The 17,989-nt window shown below is 73.4% G+C and carries 11 protein-coding genes; 4 read left to right on the forward strand and 7 right to left on the reverse strand.

Going from position 1 to position 17,989, the window contains the following annotated elements:
• Positions 1-39: 39 nt before the first annotated feature.
• From PV364_RS08465 to PV364_RS08475, 3 genes are all read left to right on the forward strand, one after another.
• Positions 40-5,202, forward strand: a complete 5,163-nt coding sequence (locus PV364_RS08465; RefSeq protein ID WP_319659113.1) for a hypothetical protein — start codon at positions 40-42, stop codon at positions 5,200-5,202.
• A gap of 87 nt (positions 5,203-5,289) precedes the next feature.
• Complete coding sequence (locus tag PV364_RS08470; protein WP_319659114.1) at positions 5,290-5,586, forward strand: WXG100 family type VII secretion target; 297 nt, start codon at positions 5,290-5,292, stop codon at positions 5,584-5,586.
• A 97-nt stretch (positions 5,587-5,683) separates the two neighbouring features.
• The gene (locus tag PV364_RS08475; protein ID WP_319659115.1) at positions 5,684-10,153 is read left to right on the forward strand and encodes an FtsK/SpoIIIE domain-containing protein; all 4,470 of its coding nucleotides are present in this window, start codon (positions 5,684-5,686) and stop codon (positions 10,151-10,153) included.
• Between the two features lie 63 nt (positions 10,154-10,216).
• Here the strand turns inward: PV364_RS08475 and PV364_RS08480 are convergent, their stop codons facing one another.
• From PV364_RS08480 to PV364_RS08505, 6 genes are all read right to left on the reverse strand, one after another.
• The gene (locus tag PV364_RS08480) at positions 10,217-10,828 is read right to left on the reverse strand and encodes a hypothetical protein (RefSeq protein ID WP_319659116.1); all 612 of its coding nucleotides are present in this window, start codon (positions 10,826-10,828) and stop codon (positions 10,217-10,219) included.
• A 49-nt stretch (positions 10,829-10,877) separates the two neighbouring features.
• On the reverse strand, positions 10,878-11,153 hold the full coding sequence (locus PV364_RS08485; RefSeq protein ID WP_319659117.1) for a hypothetical protein: 276 nt from the start codon (positions 11,151-11,153) through the stop codon (positions 10,878-10,880).
• Between the two features lie 182 nt (positions 11,154-11,335).
• A complete protein-coding gene (locus tag PV364_RS08490; RefSeq protein WP_319659118.1) occupies positions 11,336-11,986 on the reverse strand; it encodes a thymidine kinase in 651 nt (216 codons plus the stop codon).
• 68 nt (positions 11,987-12,054) lie between these two features.
• A complete protein-coding gene (locus PV364_RS08495) occupies positions 12,055-13,245 on the reverse strand; it encodes an alkaline phosphatase family protein (RefSeq protein ID WP_319659119.1) in 1,191 nt (396 codons plus the stop codon).
• On the reverse strand, positions 13,245-13,832 hold the full coding sequence (locus PV364_RS08500) for a DUF5998 family protein (protein WP_319659120.1): 588 nt from the start codon (positions 13,830-13,832) through the stop codon (positions 13,245-13,247). Before PV364_RS08500 ends, PV364_RS08495 begins: the two co-directional genes overlap by 1 nt.
• 28 nt (positions 13,833-13,860) lie before the next feature.
• On the reverse strand, positions 13,861-16,590 hold the full coding sequence (locus PV364_RS08505) for a GNAT family N-acetyltransferase (protein WP_319659121.1): 2,730 nt from the start codon (positions 16,588-16,590) through the stop codon (positions 13,861-13,863).
• 129 nt (positions 16,591-16,719) lie between these two features.
• On the opposite strand from PV364_RS08505, the gene PV364_RS08510 reads away from it, so the two are divergent.
• A complete protein-coding gene (locus PV364_RS08510; RefSeq protein ID WP_319659122.1) occupies positions 16,720-17,001 on the forward strand; it encodes an HPr family phosphocarrier protein in 282 nt (93 codons plus the stop codon).
• A 200-nt stretch (positions 17,002-17,201) separates the two neighbouring features.
• Here PV364_RS08510 and PV364_RS08515 read toward each other — a convergent pair whose 3' ends face one another.
• Positions 17,202-17,894, reverse strand: coding sequence for a GntR family transcriptional regulator (locus PV364_RS08515; protein ID WP_319659123.1), 693 nt, complete (start codon positions 17,892-17,894; stop codon positions 17,202-17,204).
• Positions 17,895-17,989: the final 95 nt, after the last annotated feature.

Genomic DNA, 17,989 nt, shown 5'->3' on the forward strand with positions numbered 1-17,989 from the left:
CGGCCGAGCGGTGAACGATCGGGGAAGGGCGACAGCGCTATGGCGAGACGGCACACCAGCGGATGGGAAGCGCTCGGTTTCGACAGCGACCCCACCCCGGGCGACCCGGAGGCCATCCGCACCCTCGCCCGGACGTACCGGGACCTGGGCGACCAGGCGGACCAGGCCTACCGGTTGCTCGGCACCGACGCCGCGATCCGGCACGGCAAGGGCCAGGCGATGGCCGCCCTGCAGGACAAGATCAGGGACATGCCGCGCTTCCTGGACCAGACGCGGACGTCCTTCCACTCGGCGGCCGACGCGTACTCCGTCTACGCGGGCGTGCTCACCGAGGCGCAGAGCCTGCTGGACCGGGCGATCGACCAGGGCGGGCCCGTCGCGGCGGCCGCCTCGGTGGTGGTCCCCGACCTGCCCCAGAACGCCACGCCGGAGCAGACGTCGAGCCATGACGCGCAGGTGACGGAGGTCGGCAACGCCAAGTCGCAGCTGTCGGCGGCGGCGGTGCTGGCCCAGCAGGCCCAGCAGATGCGCGAAGACGGGTCCGCCACCGCCTCCCGGGCCCTGGACGCGGCGGCGGACCAGGCCATTCCGGCGCGCAACATCTTCCAGAAGATCGGCGACTGGCTCGCGGACCACCCGATCTTCGAGATCATCATCGGCATCTTCGCCGGTCTCGTCGCGATCTTCTTCCCGGTGGTCGGCATCCTCATCGGGGCACTCGCCTTCGGCTTGTCGGTGATCCGGATGGTCTCCCAGGGGCATCTGGAGATAGGCGAGTTGATCGTCGGTCTGCTCACCATCGTGCCGGGCGGGGTGCTGCTGGGCCAGCTGGGCAGACTCGGCAACGTCCTCTCGAAGTTCGCGCCGCTGGGCAAGGCGCTGGCGACCGCGGGCCGTGGCGCGGGCACCATGTCGAACGCGGTCAAGGGCTGGGCGAAGACCTCCACCTTCACCCGCAAGGTCCTCACCCCGCTGGGCCGGGGCGTCAACTACGACGGGCTGAAGGTGAGGCCGGCCTTCGTGGTGACCCAGAAGGCGGTCGCCGAGGGGAGCACCGAGTTCGCGCTCGGCGCGACCGCGACCGTCATCTCGGACGTCGCCGCGGGCAGACAACTGGACGCGGGGAGGATCCTCGCCGGGGCCGCGGTGGGTGCGGCCGTCGGCGGCGGCTTCGCCGTGCTCGGAGGCACGAAGTTCGCCAACAACCTCAAGGACGCCTTCACCACGCAGGGCAAGTTCAAGAGCAACGTCGGCAAGGCGTTCTCGGCGTCGAGCTTCACCCCGGGCAGCCTGCTGCACGTCAACGGCCGGGAGATGCCGCAGAAGACCGGCTTCCACGGGATCACGAGCAAGACCGAGGGCGACCAGACCACCGGCGCGCTGAAGACCAAGGTCACCACGCCGGACGGTACGACCACCGAGACCAAGACCGAGCCGCCCACGCCCAAGCCCGCCGCGACGGCGGACGGGGGTCCGCAGCCGGAACCGAAGACCACGACGAAGACGACCACCCCGGACGGCTTCACCTCCAAGACCTCGGGCGGCACGAACACGATCGAGAGCCCGCAGGGCGACAAGGTCACGTACGACGGCACCCGGACCGGTGTGGACACCCCGGCCGGCAACGGCTCCCACCTCACCACCACGCTGTCCGACCACGGGTTCACGACGGCGAACGGCCCGTTCGGCGGGGGCGTCACCCAGGGCGCCGACGGCACCGTCGCCTTCAACGGCACCGGGGAGGCGGGGGTCCACGGCCCGAACCCGCCCGCCTTCACGGTCGCGGCCGGCGGTGACATCCACACCGGGGGACTCACGGTCCACGACGCGGGCGGCACCACCACGGTGTCCGGGGACGGGGTCTCCGTCCAGCACCAGGGCACCGTCACCTCGGTGTTCCACGGTGCTCCGGGCAATCCGCCGGTGGTCACACACGACACCGGGGCCGGTGCGGGCGGTAGCGTCGACGTCAATCTCGCGGGGCACCACGTCACGGCGCCCGCCGACGGCATCGGCGGCGGTGTGTCGCTGCCCGGCCACCAGCACGTCGCCCCGCCCCATGCGGGCGGTGTCCCGGTCCAGGACAATGGAGTGACCGGCACACTGCATCCGGACGGCACCGCGACGGTGAGCTCGATCGGCGGCCCGACCACGCACCTGGCCGGCGACGGGTTCACGGTCGTCCCCGACCCTCACCACCCCGGCACCACGGTGCGGTTCGAGAGCAACGCCGGGCACTACGGACTGGATTCCGCGGTCAACGTGACGACGCAGGGCGGCCCGTCCGTCAGCGCCGACAGCGACGGCATCGTGACCGTGCAGGCCGGCCCGGGCGCCCACGGGGGCACGGCGTTCTTCACTCCGGACGGCGTCACGCTGACCGGCGACAACGGCGCCCCGTTCACCGTCGGCCAGAACGGCTCCTTCACCGTCGGCGGCATCAGCCACAGCGGGAACGGCGACCTCACGGCCGGCGGCACCACCGTCCACGCCGACGGCACCGCCGACTTCACGCAGGGCGGGTTCCGGTACCACGTCGGCGCGGACGGCGTCATCGCCCCCGCACCCGGCCAGCACGGCCCTCCGGGACCCGACGGTGTCCCGACCCAGCCTCCACCGCTGGCGCAGGCGGCCCCCGGCCACCCGGTGTCCCACGGCAACCTCACGGTCTCCGTGGACGGCCATGGAACACCGACGGTCGGCGTGCAGGGGACGAGCACGGTGGACGCCGGTGGTCACGTCGTGACCACGACGGCTTCGGTGTCGGGCGGCGCCACGACCCTGGACTCCGGCGGATTCCAGGTGACCACCGGCCCGAACGGCACGACGGCGACCGGGCCGGGGTTCACCGCCCACCGTGGCCCCGGCGGCATCACGGCGGGCGTGCCGGGCGGCCCGCCCGCCGTGTCGGTCACGCTCGGCCAGAACGGCGGGGCCACGGTCGCCGTCGGCGGCAGCACGACGACGCTCGGCCCGGGCGGCGCCACGACGCACGTGGCCGGTGGCGTGGTGGCCACCGGCAACGGAACGGTCTCCAGCGCACCGGTCGGGCAGGGCACCACCGTGGACACCGGCGCGGGCGGCGCCAGCGCCACCGTGAACGACGGTCAGGGCGGCGCGTTCACCGTCCGCGCCGGTACCGACGGCGCCCACCGCCCGACCGCCGACATCACCCACCCGGACGCCCAGGGCAATCCGGTCCGGGCCCAGGTCGGCGCGAACGGGATCAGCTCGCAGGGCGTCACTGTCCAGAGCGCCCCGGGCCACGACGGCGTCAGCTTCAGCCAGCAGGGCACCACCGCGACGACGACCACGACCTCCGGCGTCGACGGCACCGTGAACGTCACCGGCCCCGACGGCAGCGTCCAGGTCGGCGGCCCGTCGGTCACCGTCTCCAACACCGCGGGGCAGAGCGTCACCACCACGCACGGCACGATCACGGCGGCGGGCAACGGCTACACCACCACGCTCACCCCGGACGGCCACGGCGGCTTCAGCACCCGGACGGTCGACGACACGTCCGGCGTCGGCCACACCGTCGACCCCAACGGGCGTCTGAGCGTGGAGAATTCGCCCAGCGGGGCGACGATCACGGCGACGCGTGACGGCGCGACCGTCCTGACCCCGCCCGGCAAGGGCCCCGCCTACGTCGGCAGCCCCCCGCTCGTCGGCGGCGACAACACCCTGACCAACGGGACGGGCGGCACGACGGTCTCCACCCGGGGCGCCCATCCCTTCGCCGCGCCCGGCACCACCGTCAGCCACAACGGCGACGGACACGTGACCGTCGAGCACGGCGCGGGGACCGGGAGCTTCGGCCCCGGCGGCGTCACGCACCTGGGCCCCAACCCGAACGGCCCGGTCGATGCCCAGGGCAGGCCCGTCGACACGGGCGGCAACCCGGTCGGCAACGGGCCGGGCGAGACACCCGTGTCCACCGTGACCGGCGACGGCCAGGGCGGCATCACCGTGCGGACCCCGGGGAACGGCCCCACGATCCACCACACCGGCGGCTTCGGCGGCCGGTCCACGGTGGACACCGGCAACGTCACGGTCACCAAGTCCGACAGCGGCTACGCCAACGCGACCACACCGGCGGAGAAGTCCGGGGTCCTGCCCGGCAAGGACAGCCCCTTCGCCCCGCAGGGCCCGCCCGCCACCTTCACCGTCGGCGCGAACCACCCGGGCGGGCCCAGCGTCCGGGTGCCGATCTGGGGCGGCGGCTCCGGCGTCACCAGCGGCAGCCTGCACGTCGACCACACCGGCAACGGGACCTTCCAGGTCGGCGGCCCGGGCGGCCCGGGCGACTCCGTCACCGTACGGCCGGACAACAGCCTCACCGGGGGCCCCGGTGTCCACGTCACCGACCACCCCGCCGTCACCCCGCCGCAGGGCGGGCAGGGGCCCTCGATCCCGGCCCACCAGACGGCCACGCTCAGCGACGGCACCACGGTCACCAACCTGGGCGGCCCCGCCGCCTTCACCCCACCCGGCGGCGCCCCGGGCACCACGGTCGACCACGGCACCGCCACCACCACCGACCCCGGCAACGGCGTCACCATCACGCAGAACCCGCACGGCTCGGCCGACTTCGAGTACACGGGCAACGGCGAGAACACCACGCTGCACGTCGGTCACAGCGGAGTCACCGGGTCGGTGGACAGCAACGGCACCACCCACACCTTCACCGCGGGCGACAGCAGCGCCGTCACGGTCCGGGACGCGGGCGGCACCAAGGTCGCCGGCATCGACGGCGCGGGCGGCTTCACCGAACAGCACTCGCCGGTGGACGACTACGCGTTCAACGGGGGCAGCACCCTCAAGCCGGACGACTACCGGGAGTTCGCCTGGGAGGCCGCCCGAGGCGCGCTCAAGGGCGTCATCCAGAACTTCGCGGTCGCCGGTGTCCAGATCGGCCTGGGCGCGGACCCCACGACCGCCCTGGAGAACGCCGCCCTCGGGGTGGGCACCTCGGTCGCCAACAGCGTCACCAACAAGCAGTTGGAGAACAGCCACATCTTCCAGACCAAGGGCCCCGAGGTCCTCTACACCGACATCCCGGTGAAGTTCATCAACACGGCCAACGACAACCAGAACCGGGAACTGCTCAACCCTCCGCAGCCGGAGGGCCCGGTGTCGCTCACCCCGGAGGAGCTGGCCTGGATCCAGGCCGAGCAGAGCGAACAGAGCCCGGGCCAGTAACCCCGCTCCGGCCCGCGACAGCCCGCCCGACCGTCCGCCCCTGCCGCACGACCGTCCAGCCCGCTCCACAGGAGAGGAACCGCCCCCATGCCGCAGTTCGACGTCAAGACCGAGATCACCGACTCCACGTCGGCGACCGTGACCAACGAGTACGACCAGGCCATCGCCCAGCTCCGCAAGATCAAGACCGATATCGACAACCTGCTCGCGGACGGCTACCGCACCCCGGCGGCGGAGACGAAGTTCCGGCCGTTCTTCGAGTCCTTCCACAAGGGCTACAACGACGTCATCGAGGGGCTGCCGGGCATCTCCCAGTACGTCAAGAGCGTCGGCGAGGGCTTCACCGAGACCGACACCCAGCTCGGCAACAGCCTCCCCCACTGATCCCTGTCGCCCAGCCCCACGGCGGACGGGCCGGACCGCAGACCTGTCCGGCCCGTACCGCCTCCGTTCGCTTCGGAAGGAACCGAGGAGCAGCCCCATGCGCCTGACCGTCACCGTCGTCGACCCCGATCCCCGGACGGGCCGGGCGGCCGACATCGTGATCGACACCGACCCCGGTGTCCCGGTCGGCGAACTGGCCGGAGAGCTCGGTCAGGCCCTGCTCGGCACCGCGCCCGCCGGCGAGCCGCCCGTGCTGTACGCGGGCGCCGACCGGCTCCCCGCGGAGCAATCCGTGGCCGCCGCCGGACTGCGCTCGGGCGGCCTGCTCGCCCTCGGGACACCGCTCGACGTGCCGCGGGCCGGCCAGGAGCCCGAGGGCGTGGTGGAGTTGCGCGCCATCGGCGGCACCGGCGCCGGATCGGTGTTCCGGCTGCCGCCGGGCAACTTCGACATCGGTTCCGACGCGACGGCCCGCGTCCGGCTGCCCGCCGATGCCCTCCCGGGGATCGCCGCCCACCTCGTCGTCGCCGTGAACGGCAGCGTCCTGGTGCGCGCCGCACACGGCGAGACCCTGCGTCTGGACGACAGCGAGCTGACCGGCACCGGGCAGTGGCGGGACTGGCCCGTCGCCGGTGTGCTGACCTGCGGGCCCGTCCTGCTGGAACGGACCGAGGCCACCGCCCCCGACGCCGCCGTGGTCCCCTCGGCCGACGGGACCGGTCTCGACTACAACCGCCCGCCCCGGCTGCTCCCGCCGACCCCGAAGAATCGTTTCCGGCTGCCGCGACCGCCCAGCAAGCAGGCCCGCAACAGACTCCAGCTGCCGATGATCTTCGCACCGCTCGTGATGTCCGGCGCCATGACGGCCCTCACCGGCAACTCCCGCATGCTCCTGTTCGGCCTGCTCTCCCCGGTCATGGCCCTGGTCAACCAGCTGACCGCCAAGCGGCGCGGCAAGGAGACGTACGCGGAGCAGCTCGCCGTCTACAAGGAGACCAAGGCCGAGCTCGACCAGGAGGTCGAGGAAGCGGTCCTCGCCGAGCAGGCCGCCCGCCGGGCCGCCTGCCCCGACCCGGCCACCGCCCTGCTCATCGCCGCCGGTCCGCGCCGCCGCCTGTGGGAACGCCGCTGGCGGGACGACGACTTCCTGCTCCTGCGGCTCGGGGTGGCCGACCGGCCCGCCTGGGTCGAGCTGGAGGACCCGGCCGAGGCCGAGCACCGCCGCCGGGTCACCCGCACCACGCACGCCGTGCCCGTCGCGGTCTCGCTCCGCGACGCGGGCGTCGTGGGCCTGGCCGCCGACGTACGCGCCTCCGACGCGGCGCTCCGGGTCGGGGGCGCGCCTGCCGAGGGCAGTGGCGCCGACGTCATGGCTTCCCTGGCGCGCTGGCTCGTGGCCCAGGCCGCCGTCCTGCACAGCCCGTCCGACCTGCGCATCTACGTCCTGTCCGGCTCGTCCGGCGCGGACCGCTGGTCCTGGGTCCACTGGCTGCCGCACTGCGCCCCGCAGGGCGAGGACACCGTGAGCCTCGTCGGGTCCGGCGCCGAGTCACTGGGCCGCCGCGTCGCCGAGCTGAGCGCCCTGATCGCCGCCCGCAGGGCCGCGGGCCGCAACGCTCCGCGCGGCGGCGCCGCCGGTGAGCCCGACATCCTCGTGGTCCTGGACGGCGCCCGCCGGCTGCGCGCGCTGCCCGGCGTCATCCAGATCCTCCGCGACGGCCCCGAGGTCGGGGTGTACGCGCTCTGCCTGGACGACGAGGAGCGGCTGCTGCCCGAGGAGTGCCAGGCCGTCGCCGTCGCCGGGGTAGGCGGTCTGTGGATCCGCCAGGCCGGAGTGGAACCGGTGACCGGCGTCCTCATGGACGCCCCCGAGCCGGCCTGGTTCACCGGGGTGGCCCGCGCGCTCGCCCCCGTACGGGACGTCGGCGACGACGCCGAGGAGGGCCTGCTGCCCACCTCGGCGCGACTGCTGGACGTGCTCGGTCTGGAACCGCCCACCGCCGAGGCCGTCGCCGCCGCGTGGGCGGTGTCCCCGCGCAGCACCAGGGCCGTGCTCGGGGAGGGCGTCGACGGCCCGTTCGCCGTCGACCTCAGGGCCGACGGGCCGCACGGCCTGATCGCCGGCACCACCGGCTCCGGCAAGTCCGAACTGCTGCAGACGCTCGTGGCCTCGCTGGCCGTCGCCAACCGGCCCGACGAGCTGAACTTCGTCCTCGTCGACTACAAGGGCGGCAGCGCCTTCGCCGAGTGCGAGGACCTCCCGCACACCGTCGGCATGGTCACCGACCTCGACACCCACCTCGTCGAACGCGCCCTGACCTCGCTCGGCGCGGAACTGCGCCGCCGCGAGCACATCCTCGCCGACGCCGGCGCCAAGGACATCGACGACTACACGGACAAGCGCGCCCGCCGCCGCGAACTCGGCCCGATGCCACGGCTCGTCCTGGTCATCGACGAGTTCGCCTCCATGGTCCGCGAACTGCCCGACTTCGTCTCCGGACTGGTCAACATCGCCCAGCGCGGCCGGTCGCTCGGCATCCACCTGATCCTCGCCACCCAGCGCCCCTCCGGCGCGGTCACCGCCGACATCCGCGCCAACACCAACCTGCGGATCGCCCTGCGCACCACCGACCCGGCCGAGAGCCGGGACATCATCGACGCCCCCGACGCCGGCCAGCTCTCCCCCCGCACCCCCGGCCGCGCCTACGCCCGCCTCGGCCACGCCGTCCTGCTGCCCTTCCAGACCGGCCGGATCGGCGGGCGCCGCCCCGACCTCACCACCACCTCCGAGGGCGACCACCCGGCCCCCCTCCTCACCGAACTGCACTGGGAGGAACTCGGCGACCCGCCGCCCGCCCGCCGGGGGGACGGCGAGCAGCGCGCCGTCCAGACGGTCACCGACCTGGCCGTCCTGGTGCAGGGCATCGGCGCCGCCGCCGAACTGCTCGGCATCCCCGAGCCCCGCCGCCCCTGGCTGCCGCCGCTGCCGGACTCCTACGCGCTCCCCGAGGGCAGCGGCCCGTCCTACGACGCCGAGGGCCGCCTCACCCCGGTCACGTTCGGGCAGGTCGACGTGCCCGCGGAACAGGCCCGCACCGACCTCGTCCTCGACTTCGACGCGATGGGCCACCTCCACCTCATCGGCGCGCCGCGCAGCGGCCGTTCCCAGGCGCTGCGCACCCTGGCCGCCGCCGTCGCCCGCGACCACAGCACCGCCGACGTCCACATCTACGGGCTGGACTGCGGCAACGGCGCCCTGCAGGCGCTGGCCGAACTGCCGCACTGCGGCGCCGTCGTGGACCGCGGCCAGGTCGAACGCGTGGTCCGGCTGCTCAACCGGCTGGTCGCCGAACTCAACAGCCGCCGCGCCCAGCTCGGCCGCGGCGGGCTCGCCGACCTCACCGAGCTGCGCCGCCGCCGCAGCCCCCTCAGGCGCCCACCGCACCTGCTGCTCCTGGTCGACCGCTTCGAGGCGTTCGAGCGCGACTTCGGCACCTACGACCAGGGCAGCGTCATGGAGAAGATGCTCCTGCTGCTCCGCGAGGGCGCCGCCGTCGGCATCCACCTCGTCCTCACCGGCGACCGGATCCTGACCTCGTCCCGGTTCGTCTCCACCACCGAGGACAAGCTCGTACTGCGGCTCAACGACCGCAACGACTACTCCGCCGTCGGCGTGCCCTACCGGGAGATACCCGCCGAACTGCCCGCCGGCCGTGCCATCCGGCTCAAGGACACCTGCAGCGTCCAGATCGCGCTCATCGACCCCGACCCCAGTGGCGCCGCGCAGGCGGCCGCCCTGGACCGGATCGCCAAGCTGACCGCCGAACGCGACCGCGCGGTACCGGCCCAGCTCCGTCCCTTCCGGGTGGACGTGCTCCCGGACCGGTTCTCCTTCGAGGACGCCCTTACCCGCATCCCCGAGGGCGCCTCCCCGCTGTGGGCGATGGTCGGTGTCGGCGGCGACGAACTCTCCGCCGTGGGAACGGACCTGGCCGCCGTCCCCACCTTCGTCATCGCCGGGCCGCCCCGCTCCGGGCGCAGCACGGTCCTGCTCACCATGGCCCGGTCCCTGCTCGCCCGCGGCAACAAACTGGTCGTCGTCGCCCCCCGGCCGTCTCCGCTGCGCTCCCTGGCCGGCCGGCCGGGTGTCGTGGACGTCCTCACCGATCCCGACGTGGCGCTCGCCGACTTCCGCAAGGCCCTGCACGGCGTCGACAGCCCGACCGGCGCCATCCTGCTGGACGACGCCGACATGCTGGCCCACTCCGAGATCGACTCCGACCTCACCACCTTCGCCCGCGGGGCCGCCGGGGACGGCTGGGGCCTGATCGCGGCCGGCAACAACGAGGCGTTCCTCAGCAGCATGAGCGGCTGGCAGGTCGCGCTCCGCCGCAACCGCTGCGGTGCGATCCTCGCCCCGCGCAACCTCAGCGACGGTGAACCCGTCGGCGCCCGTCTCCCGCACGGCCTGCTGGGGGCCGACCCCGAACCCGGCAGGGCGTACCTGCACCTCGGGGACGGCAGGTACGTGACCGTCCGCGTCCCCGAGCCGGGCGGCGGGCGCTGAACACCGCGCCGCGACGGGCCCGGTCCTCCCGCGGGAGGACTGGGCCCGTCGTGCCGCTCGCGGTCAGGACGGGGTGATCACACCGAAACTGAACGTCGAGGTGATCGCGTCGAACACGTCGTACAGCGGTTCCGCCAGCGGGAGGTTCGGGCTGGAGCAGGTGATCACCAGCACCTGGCCGCTCTCGTCCGGGAACGGCACCACCGTGTGCATGATCAGCAGCTTGGTCCTGATCCCGTGCGAGACCTCGGCCTCCTCGACGCCCTTCACCCGTCCCACCGGGCCGATCCCCGGCAGTTCCACGGTGCTGAACGTCCGGGCCGTGCCCTCGCCCTGACGGCCGCCCGCCGCCGAGAACTCCTTGCTCAGATCGTGCAGCGAGAAGCTCCGCCCCGGCGGTGGCGTGACCTTGAAGATCATCACGTTCGCCATCAGCAGGCCGTCCTCGTACATCGTGAACGTGCCCGCCGCGTACACCGCGCCGCGCCGCTGCGCGCCCTGCGCGATCCGCCGCACATTGCGGAACGTCTCGTTGATCCGGTCCCGCTCCGCCTTGTCCGGCGTCTGCTTCATCAGCGCGGCCCGGATGCCGGCCAGCGCCTCGCCGGACAGGTCGTACTCCACCCAGCCGTCCGGTATCCGAAGGCCGAACGCCAGGGTTCCGTCAAGGGCCATCGCCGCGCGCTCCTCAGTCAGTGCCGTGTGGACCTGTCGGGTGGGTCGGCTACTTCGCGGTCAGGGACTCCGCGCTCTGGTTGTCGTAGTCGGTGAACGCCTTGACGATCTGGTCGCAGGCGTCCTTCAGCTGGTTCCCCTGGCGCTTGAGCTGCGTACGGCCGTCGCTCCACGCGCTCTCGAAGTGGCCGCCGGAGGACGCCAGCGGTGCGCCCACGGCCGTCTCGTCGAAGCCCGTGGGCTTGGTGTCGATGAGGTCCATCACCCGGCCCAGCAGCCCGCTCAGATCCTCCAACTCGTCACCCGGAATCTGAATCTCTGCCATGAGGGCTCCTCTCCCGACCGGCGGTGATGAACTGCGTCGCGGTCAAGAACCTAGCGCGCACCGGTGAGTTCGCGTCCTGGCGTCATTGAACCCCGCCTGAATCGTTGTCAACCTCTGTGCGCACGGCGGGCGTTCCGTTCGGGCCCGCCGCGCGGGCGGAGAGCCGATCCGGCCGGCGACCCTCAGTCGGAGGCCACCGGCAGGACGTCCGGCGAGAGGGCGGAGGCACCGGCCGTGGCGGCCGTCACCCGGCGGCGGTGGTGCCTGCGGCACAGGACCTCGTAGCCGACCTCGTCGCCCGGACCGTTCACATCGCCGACCACGACCTGGGCACCCGCGACGACCATCTCACCACCCACCGTACGGGCGTTGTGCGTGGCCCGCGCCCCGCACCAGCACAGCGCCTCCACCTGCAACTGCTCCAGGCGGTCCGCCAGCTCGACCAGGCGCTGCGAGCCCGGGAACAGCCTCGTGCGGAAGTCGGTGGTGATGCCGAACGCGAAGACGTCCTTGTCCAGGTCGTCCACCACCCGGGCCAGCTGGTCGATCTGCTCCGGCGCGAGGAACTGCGCCTCGTCCACGATCACGTAGTCCACCCTGCCGCCCCTGGACAGCAGGTCCACGACGTACCCGTACAGGTCCATCCCCTCGGCGGCCTCCACCGCCTCCGTGACCAGGCCAAGCCGCGACGACAGCTTTCCCTCCCCCGCCCGGTCGTCCCGCGTGAAGATCACGCCCTGGAGCCCGCGGGCAGACCGGTTGTGCCCGATCTGCAGCGCCAGTGTGCTCTTTCCGCAGTCCATCGTTCCGGAGAAGAACACGAGCTCAGGCATGAGGGGGCGACGGCCTTTCGGGGCGGCGGACGGTGGTGGGCGGTGGGTGTGCGGGCGGCGTGCGGGACTCAGGAGCGTACTTCGAGCAGGGGCACCAACTGCTCGACGGGGGTCATCGAACCGTGCAGACCCACCATCGAGGACTCCCCCGGTTCGGTTCGGGTGGCGACGACGGCGACGTCGTCCCGGGCGACGGCCACGACGTCGCCGATGCGCCCGCGCACCCTGTCCTCCACGTGCGGGCCGAACCAGCCCATCCCGATGGCCTCGTCACGGGTGGCGACCCACATCTGCTCGCCGAGGACCTCGCTCCACACGGCGTGGACGTCGGCGGCCGCGCCGGGGACGGCGTAGACGTGCCGGGCCCGGGCCTCGCCGCCGAGGACGGCGACGCCCGCACCCAGTTCCCAGTCCTCGTCGAAGTCGATCCGCGACTCAGGGTCGAAGGGGATGTCGATCATGCCGTGGTCCGCGGTCACGTAGAGCGCGCTGCGCGGCGGCAACTGCTCCGCGAGCCGCTGGACCAGGCGGTCGGCCGTCATGAGCTGGCCGCGCCAGGCGTCGGAGTCGACGCCGTGCCGGTGGCCCATGGAGTCCAGCTCGCTGTAGTACGTGTAGACCAGCGCCCGGTCGGACGCGGCGAGCCGTTCGGCGGTGAGGTCCATGCGCTCGTCGCCGGTGAGCCGCCCGTGGAACGTGCCGCCGCTCAGGGCGATCTTCGTCAGCGGGGTGTGCTGGAAGGTGGGCGAGGTGACCTGGCAGGTCTCGACCCCGGCGTCCTGGACGAGCTGGAAGGCGGTGGGGTGCGGCTGCCAGTCCTGCGGGGACGTCCACGGCAGCCAGCGCAGCTGGTTCATCAGCCCGCCCGTGTCCGGGTTGAGGACGGTGTAGCCGGCCAGCCCGTGGGCGCCGGGCGGCAGGCCCGTGCCGACCGAGGCGAGCGAGGTGGCGGTGGTCGAGGGGAAGCCCGCGGTGAGCGGCTGCCCGGTACCGCCGGTCGAGGTGCCCAGCAACGAGGTGAGGAAGGGCGCCTCGTCCGGGTGCCGCAGGATCAGTTCCCAGCCCATGCCGTCCACCAGGAAGACGCAGACCCGGTCGGCCGGCGCCAGGCGCAGCGCGGTCGGCGGGAGGCCGGTCACACCGAGGCCGGCGGCCACCGCGGGCAGCAGGTCGCTGAGCGCGGCCGTGCCGTAGCGCGGGGCGGGGGCGCTCGCGGGGTCCAGCGGTGCGGACTCGTACGGGGGGACGGGATGGGCCATCAGGCGGCCGTGCTCGCGGTCGCCTCGGAGAGGGCCTGCGCGAAGGCCAGGGTCTGGCGCACGGTCTCGGGGCCGTCGCCCGCCTCGCTGACCCGCAGGCTCAGGTCGTCGGCCGTGGAGGAGCCGGTGTAGCCGTGGTCGGCCTCGCAGTTGGGGTCGCCGCAGGCGGCGGGCTCCAGGTCGATGCGGCTGACCGCGCCCCAGCCGATGGTGAGCACGACCTCGCGGGGCAGGGTGCCCACGGTGTAGGACTCGGGGTTGGCGACCACCCGGCTGAGCACGACCGAGGAGATCCGCTCCAGCTTCACCGATTCGGTGGAGGTGGTGGCGTACGGCGTCGGGGACGTGTCGTCGGCACCCTGCTCGTCGGTGTGGCTGACGATGAAGCGCGTGCTGGTCAGCACGAGCACGGTGACGTGCCGGCGGACCTCGTTGGCGTCGAAGGTGGTCTCCTGGTGGACCAGGTACGAGTGGACCGGCTCCCCGCCGACGGAGGCCTCCACGGCCTCGGCCACGAGGGTCGGGTAGTAGCCGCTGCGCTCGATCGCCGCGCGCAGCCCCTGGGTGGTCGTACCGGTCTTCGCCATGCGCACCATCCTAGTGCGGCGCATGTGTTCAGAAGGACGACAGTGCGCGTGGTCCGAGGTCCGTTCGAGCGGGGGGGCGCGCGAGCCGCACGGACGCGCCGAGCACCGTCAGTCCCTCGGCGGCGACGACGACCGGTTCGAGGTCGACGGAGACGACCTCGGGCAGGTCGTCGACCAGCAGCGAGACCCGCAGCAGCAGCTCCTCCAGGGCGGCGGTGTCGACCGGCTCGGCGCCGTGCCAGCCGAAGAGCAGCGGGGCGGCCCTGATGGAACGCACCAGCTGGGCGGCGTCCCGGTCGGTCGCGGGGACGAGGCGGTGCGCGGTGTCGCCGAGCAGTTCCGAGGCCGCGCCGGCGAGGCCGAAGGACAGCACGGCGCCGGCGCCCGGGTCGACGGTGGCGCGGACGACGGTGTCCACCCCGCGCGGCGCCATGGCCTGCACCACAAGGTGCAGCTCCTCGGGCTTGCCGAGGCGTGCGGTCAGCTCCTCGTGCGCCCGGCGCAGGTCGTCGGGGTCGGCGAGGTCGAGACGGACGGCGCCGAGGTCGGCGCGGTGGCGCAGGTGCGGGGCGGTGGTCTTCAGCGCCACGGGGTAGCCGAGGCGGCGGGCGGCGTCCAGGGCGGTGGCGACATCCGGCGCGGGCAGCGCGGAGCGCACGGCGATGCCGTAGCGGGCCAGCAGCGCGGCGGCGGAGGCCTCGTCCAGGGTGACGCCGGGGGCGCCGTCCGCGGCCCGTTCCCCGGTGTCCTTCAGCAGCCGCGCCACGTCCAGGCGGGCCGCGGCCCCGTCCACGTCGTCGAACTCGGGCACCTTGCCGGGGGTCGCGGCGTCCCGGCGCCACTGGGCGTAGGCGGCCGCCTGGGCGAGGGCCTTCACGGCGCGCTCGGCCGCGGCGTAGGCCGGGATGCCGGCCGCGGCGAGGCGGGTGCCCATGGCCTCGAGCGCGGTGTGGACGATCGCCACGGGTTTGCCGCCGCCGGCCTCGGCGACGGCGCGCTCCAGGGCGGCGGCGAGGTCGGGGTCGTCGCCGGTCTCGGGGTGCCCCTGCAGTTCGTCGCCGACGCGCGGGATGGCCGTGACGACGACGGCGTCGTGGGCGGGATCGCGCAGCGCGGCGCCGAGCGCGGCGTGGAAGTCCTCCGGCGCCGCGGAGGTCGTGAGGTCCGCGGGGCGGGCCGGCTCCAGTCCGGCGGTGAGGCACGCGTCGTAGGTGAGCAGACCGAGCGACTCGGAGTTGCCGAGGACGGCGACGCGGGATCCGGACGGCAGCGGCTGGCAGGACAGCAGCAGCCCGGTGTCCAGGAGCTCGGTGACGGTGTCGGTGCGGATGACGCCCGCCTGCCGCAGCAGCGCGGAGACGGTGCTGTCGGGGATGCGGGTGACCGGCACGGTGTGGCCGGGCGGGGTCGCCGCGAAGTGGCGTGCGCCCTTGACCACCACGACCGGTTTGACGGCGGCGGTGCGGCGGGCGAGCCGGTAGAACTTCCGCGGGTTGCCGAGGGTTTCGAGGTAGAGCAGCGCGACGTCGGTGGCCGGGTCGTCGTGCCAGTACTGGAGGATGTCGTTGCCGGAGACGTCCGCGCGGTTGCCCGCGGAGACGAAGGACGACAGCCCGGCGCCGCGCCGGTGCAGCCCGGACAGCATGGCGATGCCGATGGCCCCGGACTGGGTGAACAGCCCGAGCCGCCCGGCTTGCGGCATCTCGGGGGCCAATGAGGCGTTGAGCCGGACGTCGGCGGCGGAGTTGAGGACGCCGAAGGCGTTGGGCCCGATGACGCGCATGCCGTACGAGCGGGCCTGGCGGACCAGGGCGCGCTGCCTGCGGTTGCCCTCCGGGCCGGACTCGGCGTAGCCGGAGGACAGGACGAGCAGGCCGAGGACGCCGTGCGAGCCGCACTCGTCGACCACTTCGGCGACGTTCTCCGCGGGGACCGCGATCACGGCGAGGTCGACCTGTCCGGGGATCTCCGCGACGGAGCGGTGGGCCGGGACGCCCTCGGGCTCCAGGACCGGCAGGCCGGCGTCGAAGGAACGGTTCACCGCGTGCATCCGGCCGGTGAAGCCGCCCTCGGTGATGTGCCGCAGCACGCTGCGGCCGACGCCTCCGGGCCGCCGTCCGGTGCCGATCACGGCGATCGAGGACGGGCTGAGCAGCCGCCGTACGGACCGCGCCTCGGCGCGCTGCTCGCGGGCGCGCATGACGGCGACGGACTGCTCGGTGGGTTCGAGGTCGAACTCGAGCCGGACCACGCCGTCGGTGAAACTGCGCTGCTGGGTGTATCCGGCGTCCGTGAAGACCTTGATCATCTTGCGGTTGGCGGGCAGCACCTCGGCGATGAAGCGCCGGATGTCGCGCTCACGCGCCACGGCGGCGACATGCTCCAGCAGCGCGGAGGCGACGCCGCGGCCCTGGTGGGCGTCCTGGACGAGGAAGGCGACCTCGGCCTCGTCGGTCTCCGTGCGGTCGTAGCGGACGGTCGCGATGAACTCGCCGCCGACGAGGGCCGCCAGCCCCACCCGGTCGCGGTAGTCGTGGTGGGTGAAGCGGTGCACGTCCCGGTCGGACAGGCGCGGGTAGGGCGCGAAGAAGCGGTAGTACTTCGACTCGTCCGAGACCTGCTCGTAGAAGCTGACCAGCCGGCCCGCGTCGTCGGGCCTGATGGGCCGGACGTGGGCGATCCCGCCGTCGCGCAGGACGATGTCCGCCTCCCAGTGGACCGGGTACTCACGCTCTTCCGTGGGCGGCGGGCTCGTCATGGGGCCAGCGTACGGCCATCGGGGGACGCGGGATCGGTGCGACCATGTCAGGGACGGAAGGGACCGACCGGTGCGCCCGGCGTGGCAGACTGGTCTAGACCACCCTGGAACGACCCGAAGGACAACACCATGGCTGAGCGCCGCGTCACCGTCGGCTGGGCCGAGGGCCTCCACGCACGCCCCGCAGCGATCTTCGTCCGCGCCGCGACCGCCGTCGGCGTCCCCGTGACCATCGCCAAGGCCGACGGTGCCCCCGTCAACGCCGCCTCGATGCTCGCCGTGCTGAGCCTGGGCGCCGCGGGCGGCGAGGAGGTCGTCCTAGCCTCCGACGCCGAGGGCGCCGACGCCGCGCTCGACAGCCTGGCCAAGCTCGTGTCCGAGGGTCTGGAAGAGCTTCCCGAGACCGTCTGACCCGGTCGCCGGACCTGCGGGCCGGGGCCGCGAAATCCGACCGGATTTCGCGGCCCCGGCTATTTCGGCACTCGCCGAATTCTCCAGGCTCACGACGGAATCATGGGCGCAAAATACAGCGCACCCCTATTGTCTCAGTTGTATACGGCACTTCTGTTAAACGCGATCGCTCGTTTTGTGTACGGCATGTTTCCGATTCCTCACCCGGGGGGCGCGCCGCGGCCCGCGCGCTCCGGGCGGCGCAGCCGGTGCACCGAAGTGGCGCGCTCCACGTGGTCGGCCATCGCCGTGCGGGCGCGCTCGGCGTCCCCGCGGGCGACGGCGTCCACGACCGTTCCGTGCTCCTCCCAGGACTCCGCCGCGCGGCCCGGCGAGTCCACCGCGTACACCCAGGCGATCTTGTGCCGCAGCTGCGTCAGCAGCGCGACCAGCGTGGGACTCCCGGAAGCCTGCGCCAGCGTCTCGTGGAACCAGCCGTCCAGCGCCGGCAGATCGGACAACTGCCCCTGCGCGGAACGCTCCTGCCCGAGCCGCACCAACCCGCGCAGCACCTTGACGTGCGCCTCGGTGCGCCGCTGGGCGGCGCGCGCGGCACCCAGCGGCTCCAGCAGGCCGCGGATCTCCAGCAGGTCCGCGGCCTCCTGGTCGGTGGGCTCGGCCACGGACGCGCCGGCGTGCCTGCGGGTGCGGACGAAGCCCTCGGACTCCAGGGTCCGCAGCGCCTCGCGGACCGGGACCCGCGACACCCCGTAGCGCTTGGCGAGCTGCTCCTCGGTCAGCCGGGTGCCCGGCGCGAAGTGCCCGCTGATGATGTCGTCACGGATCGCCGTGCACACCGCCTGGGCCGAAATCCGGCGCTCCGCGCCGCCCGTCCCGTTCACGTCCGGTCCCACATCGCCGGTTTCCTCTCCTTGCCTGCCGACGGCTGCCGCTTAATTACCGCGTAACGCAGATGCCGGCGTTTCTGTGGCGACTCTATTCCAGCACG

This window comes from Streptomyces sp. MI02-7b (genome assembly GCF_033793585.1).
Classification (GTDB): Bacteria; Actinomycetota; Actinomycetes; order Streptomycetales; family Streptomycetaceae; genus Actinacidiphila.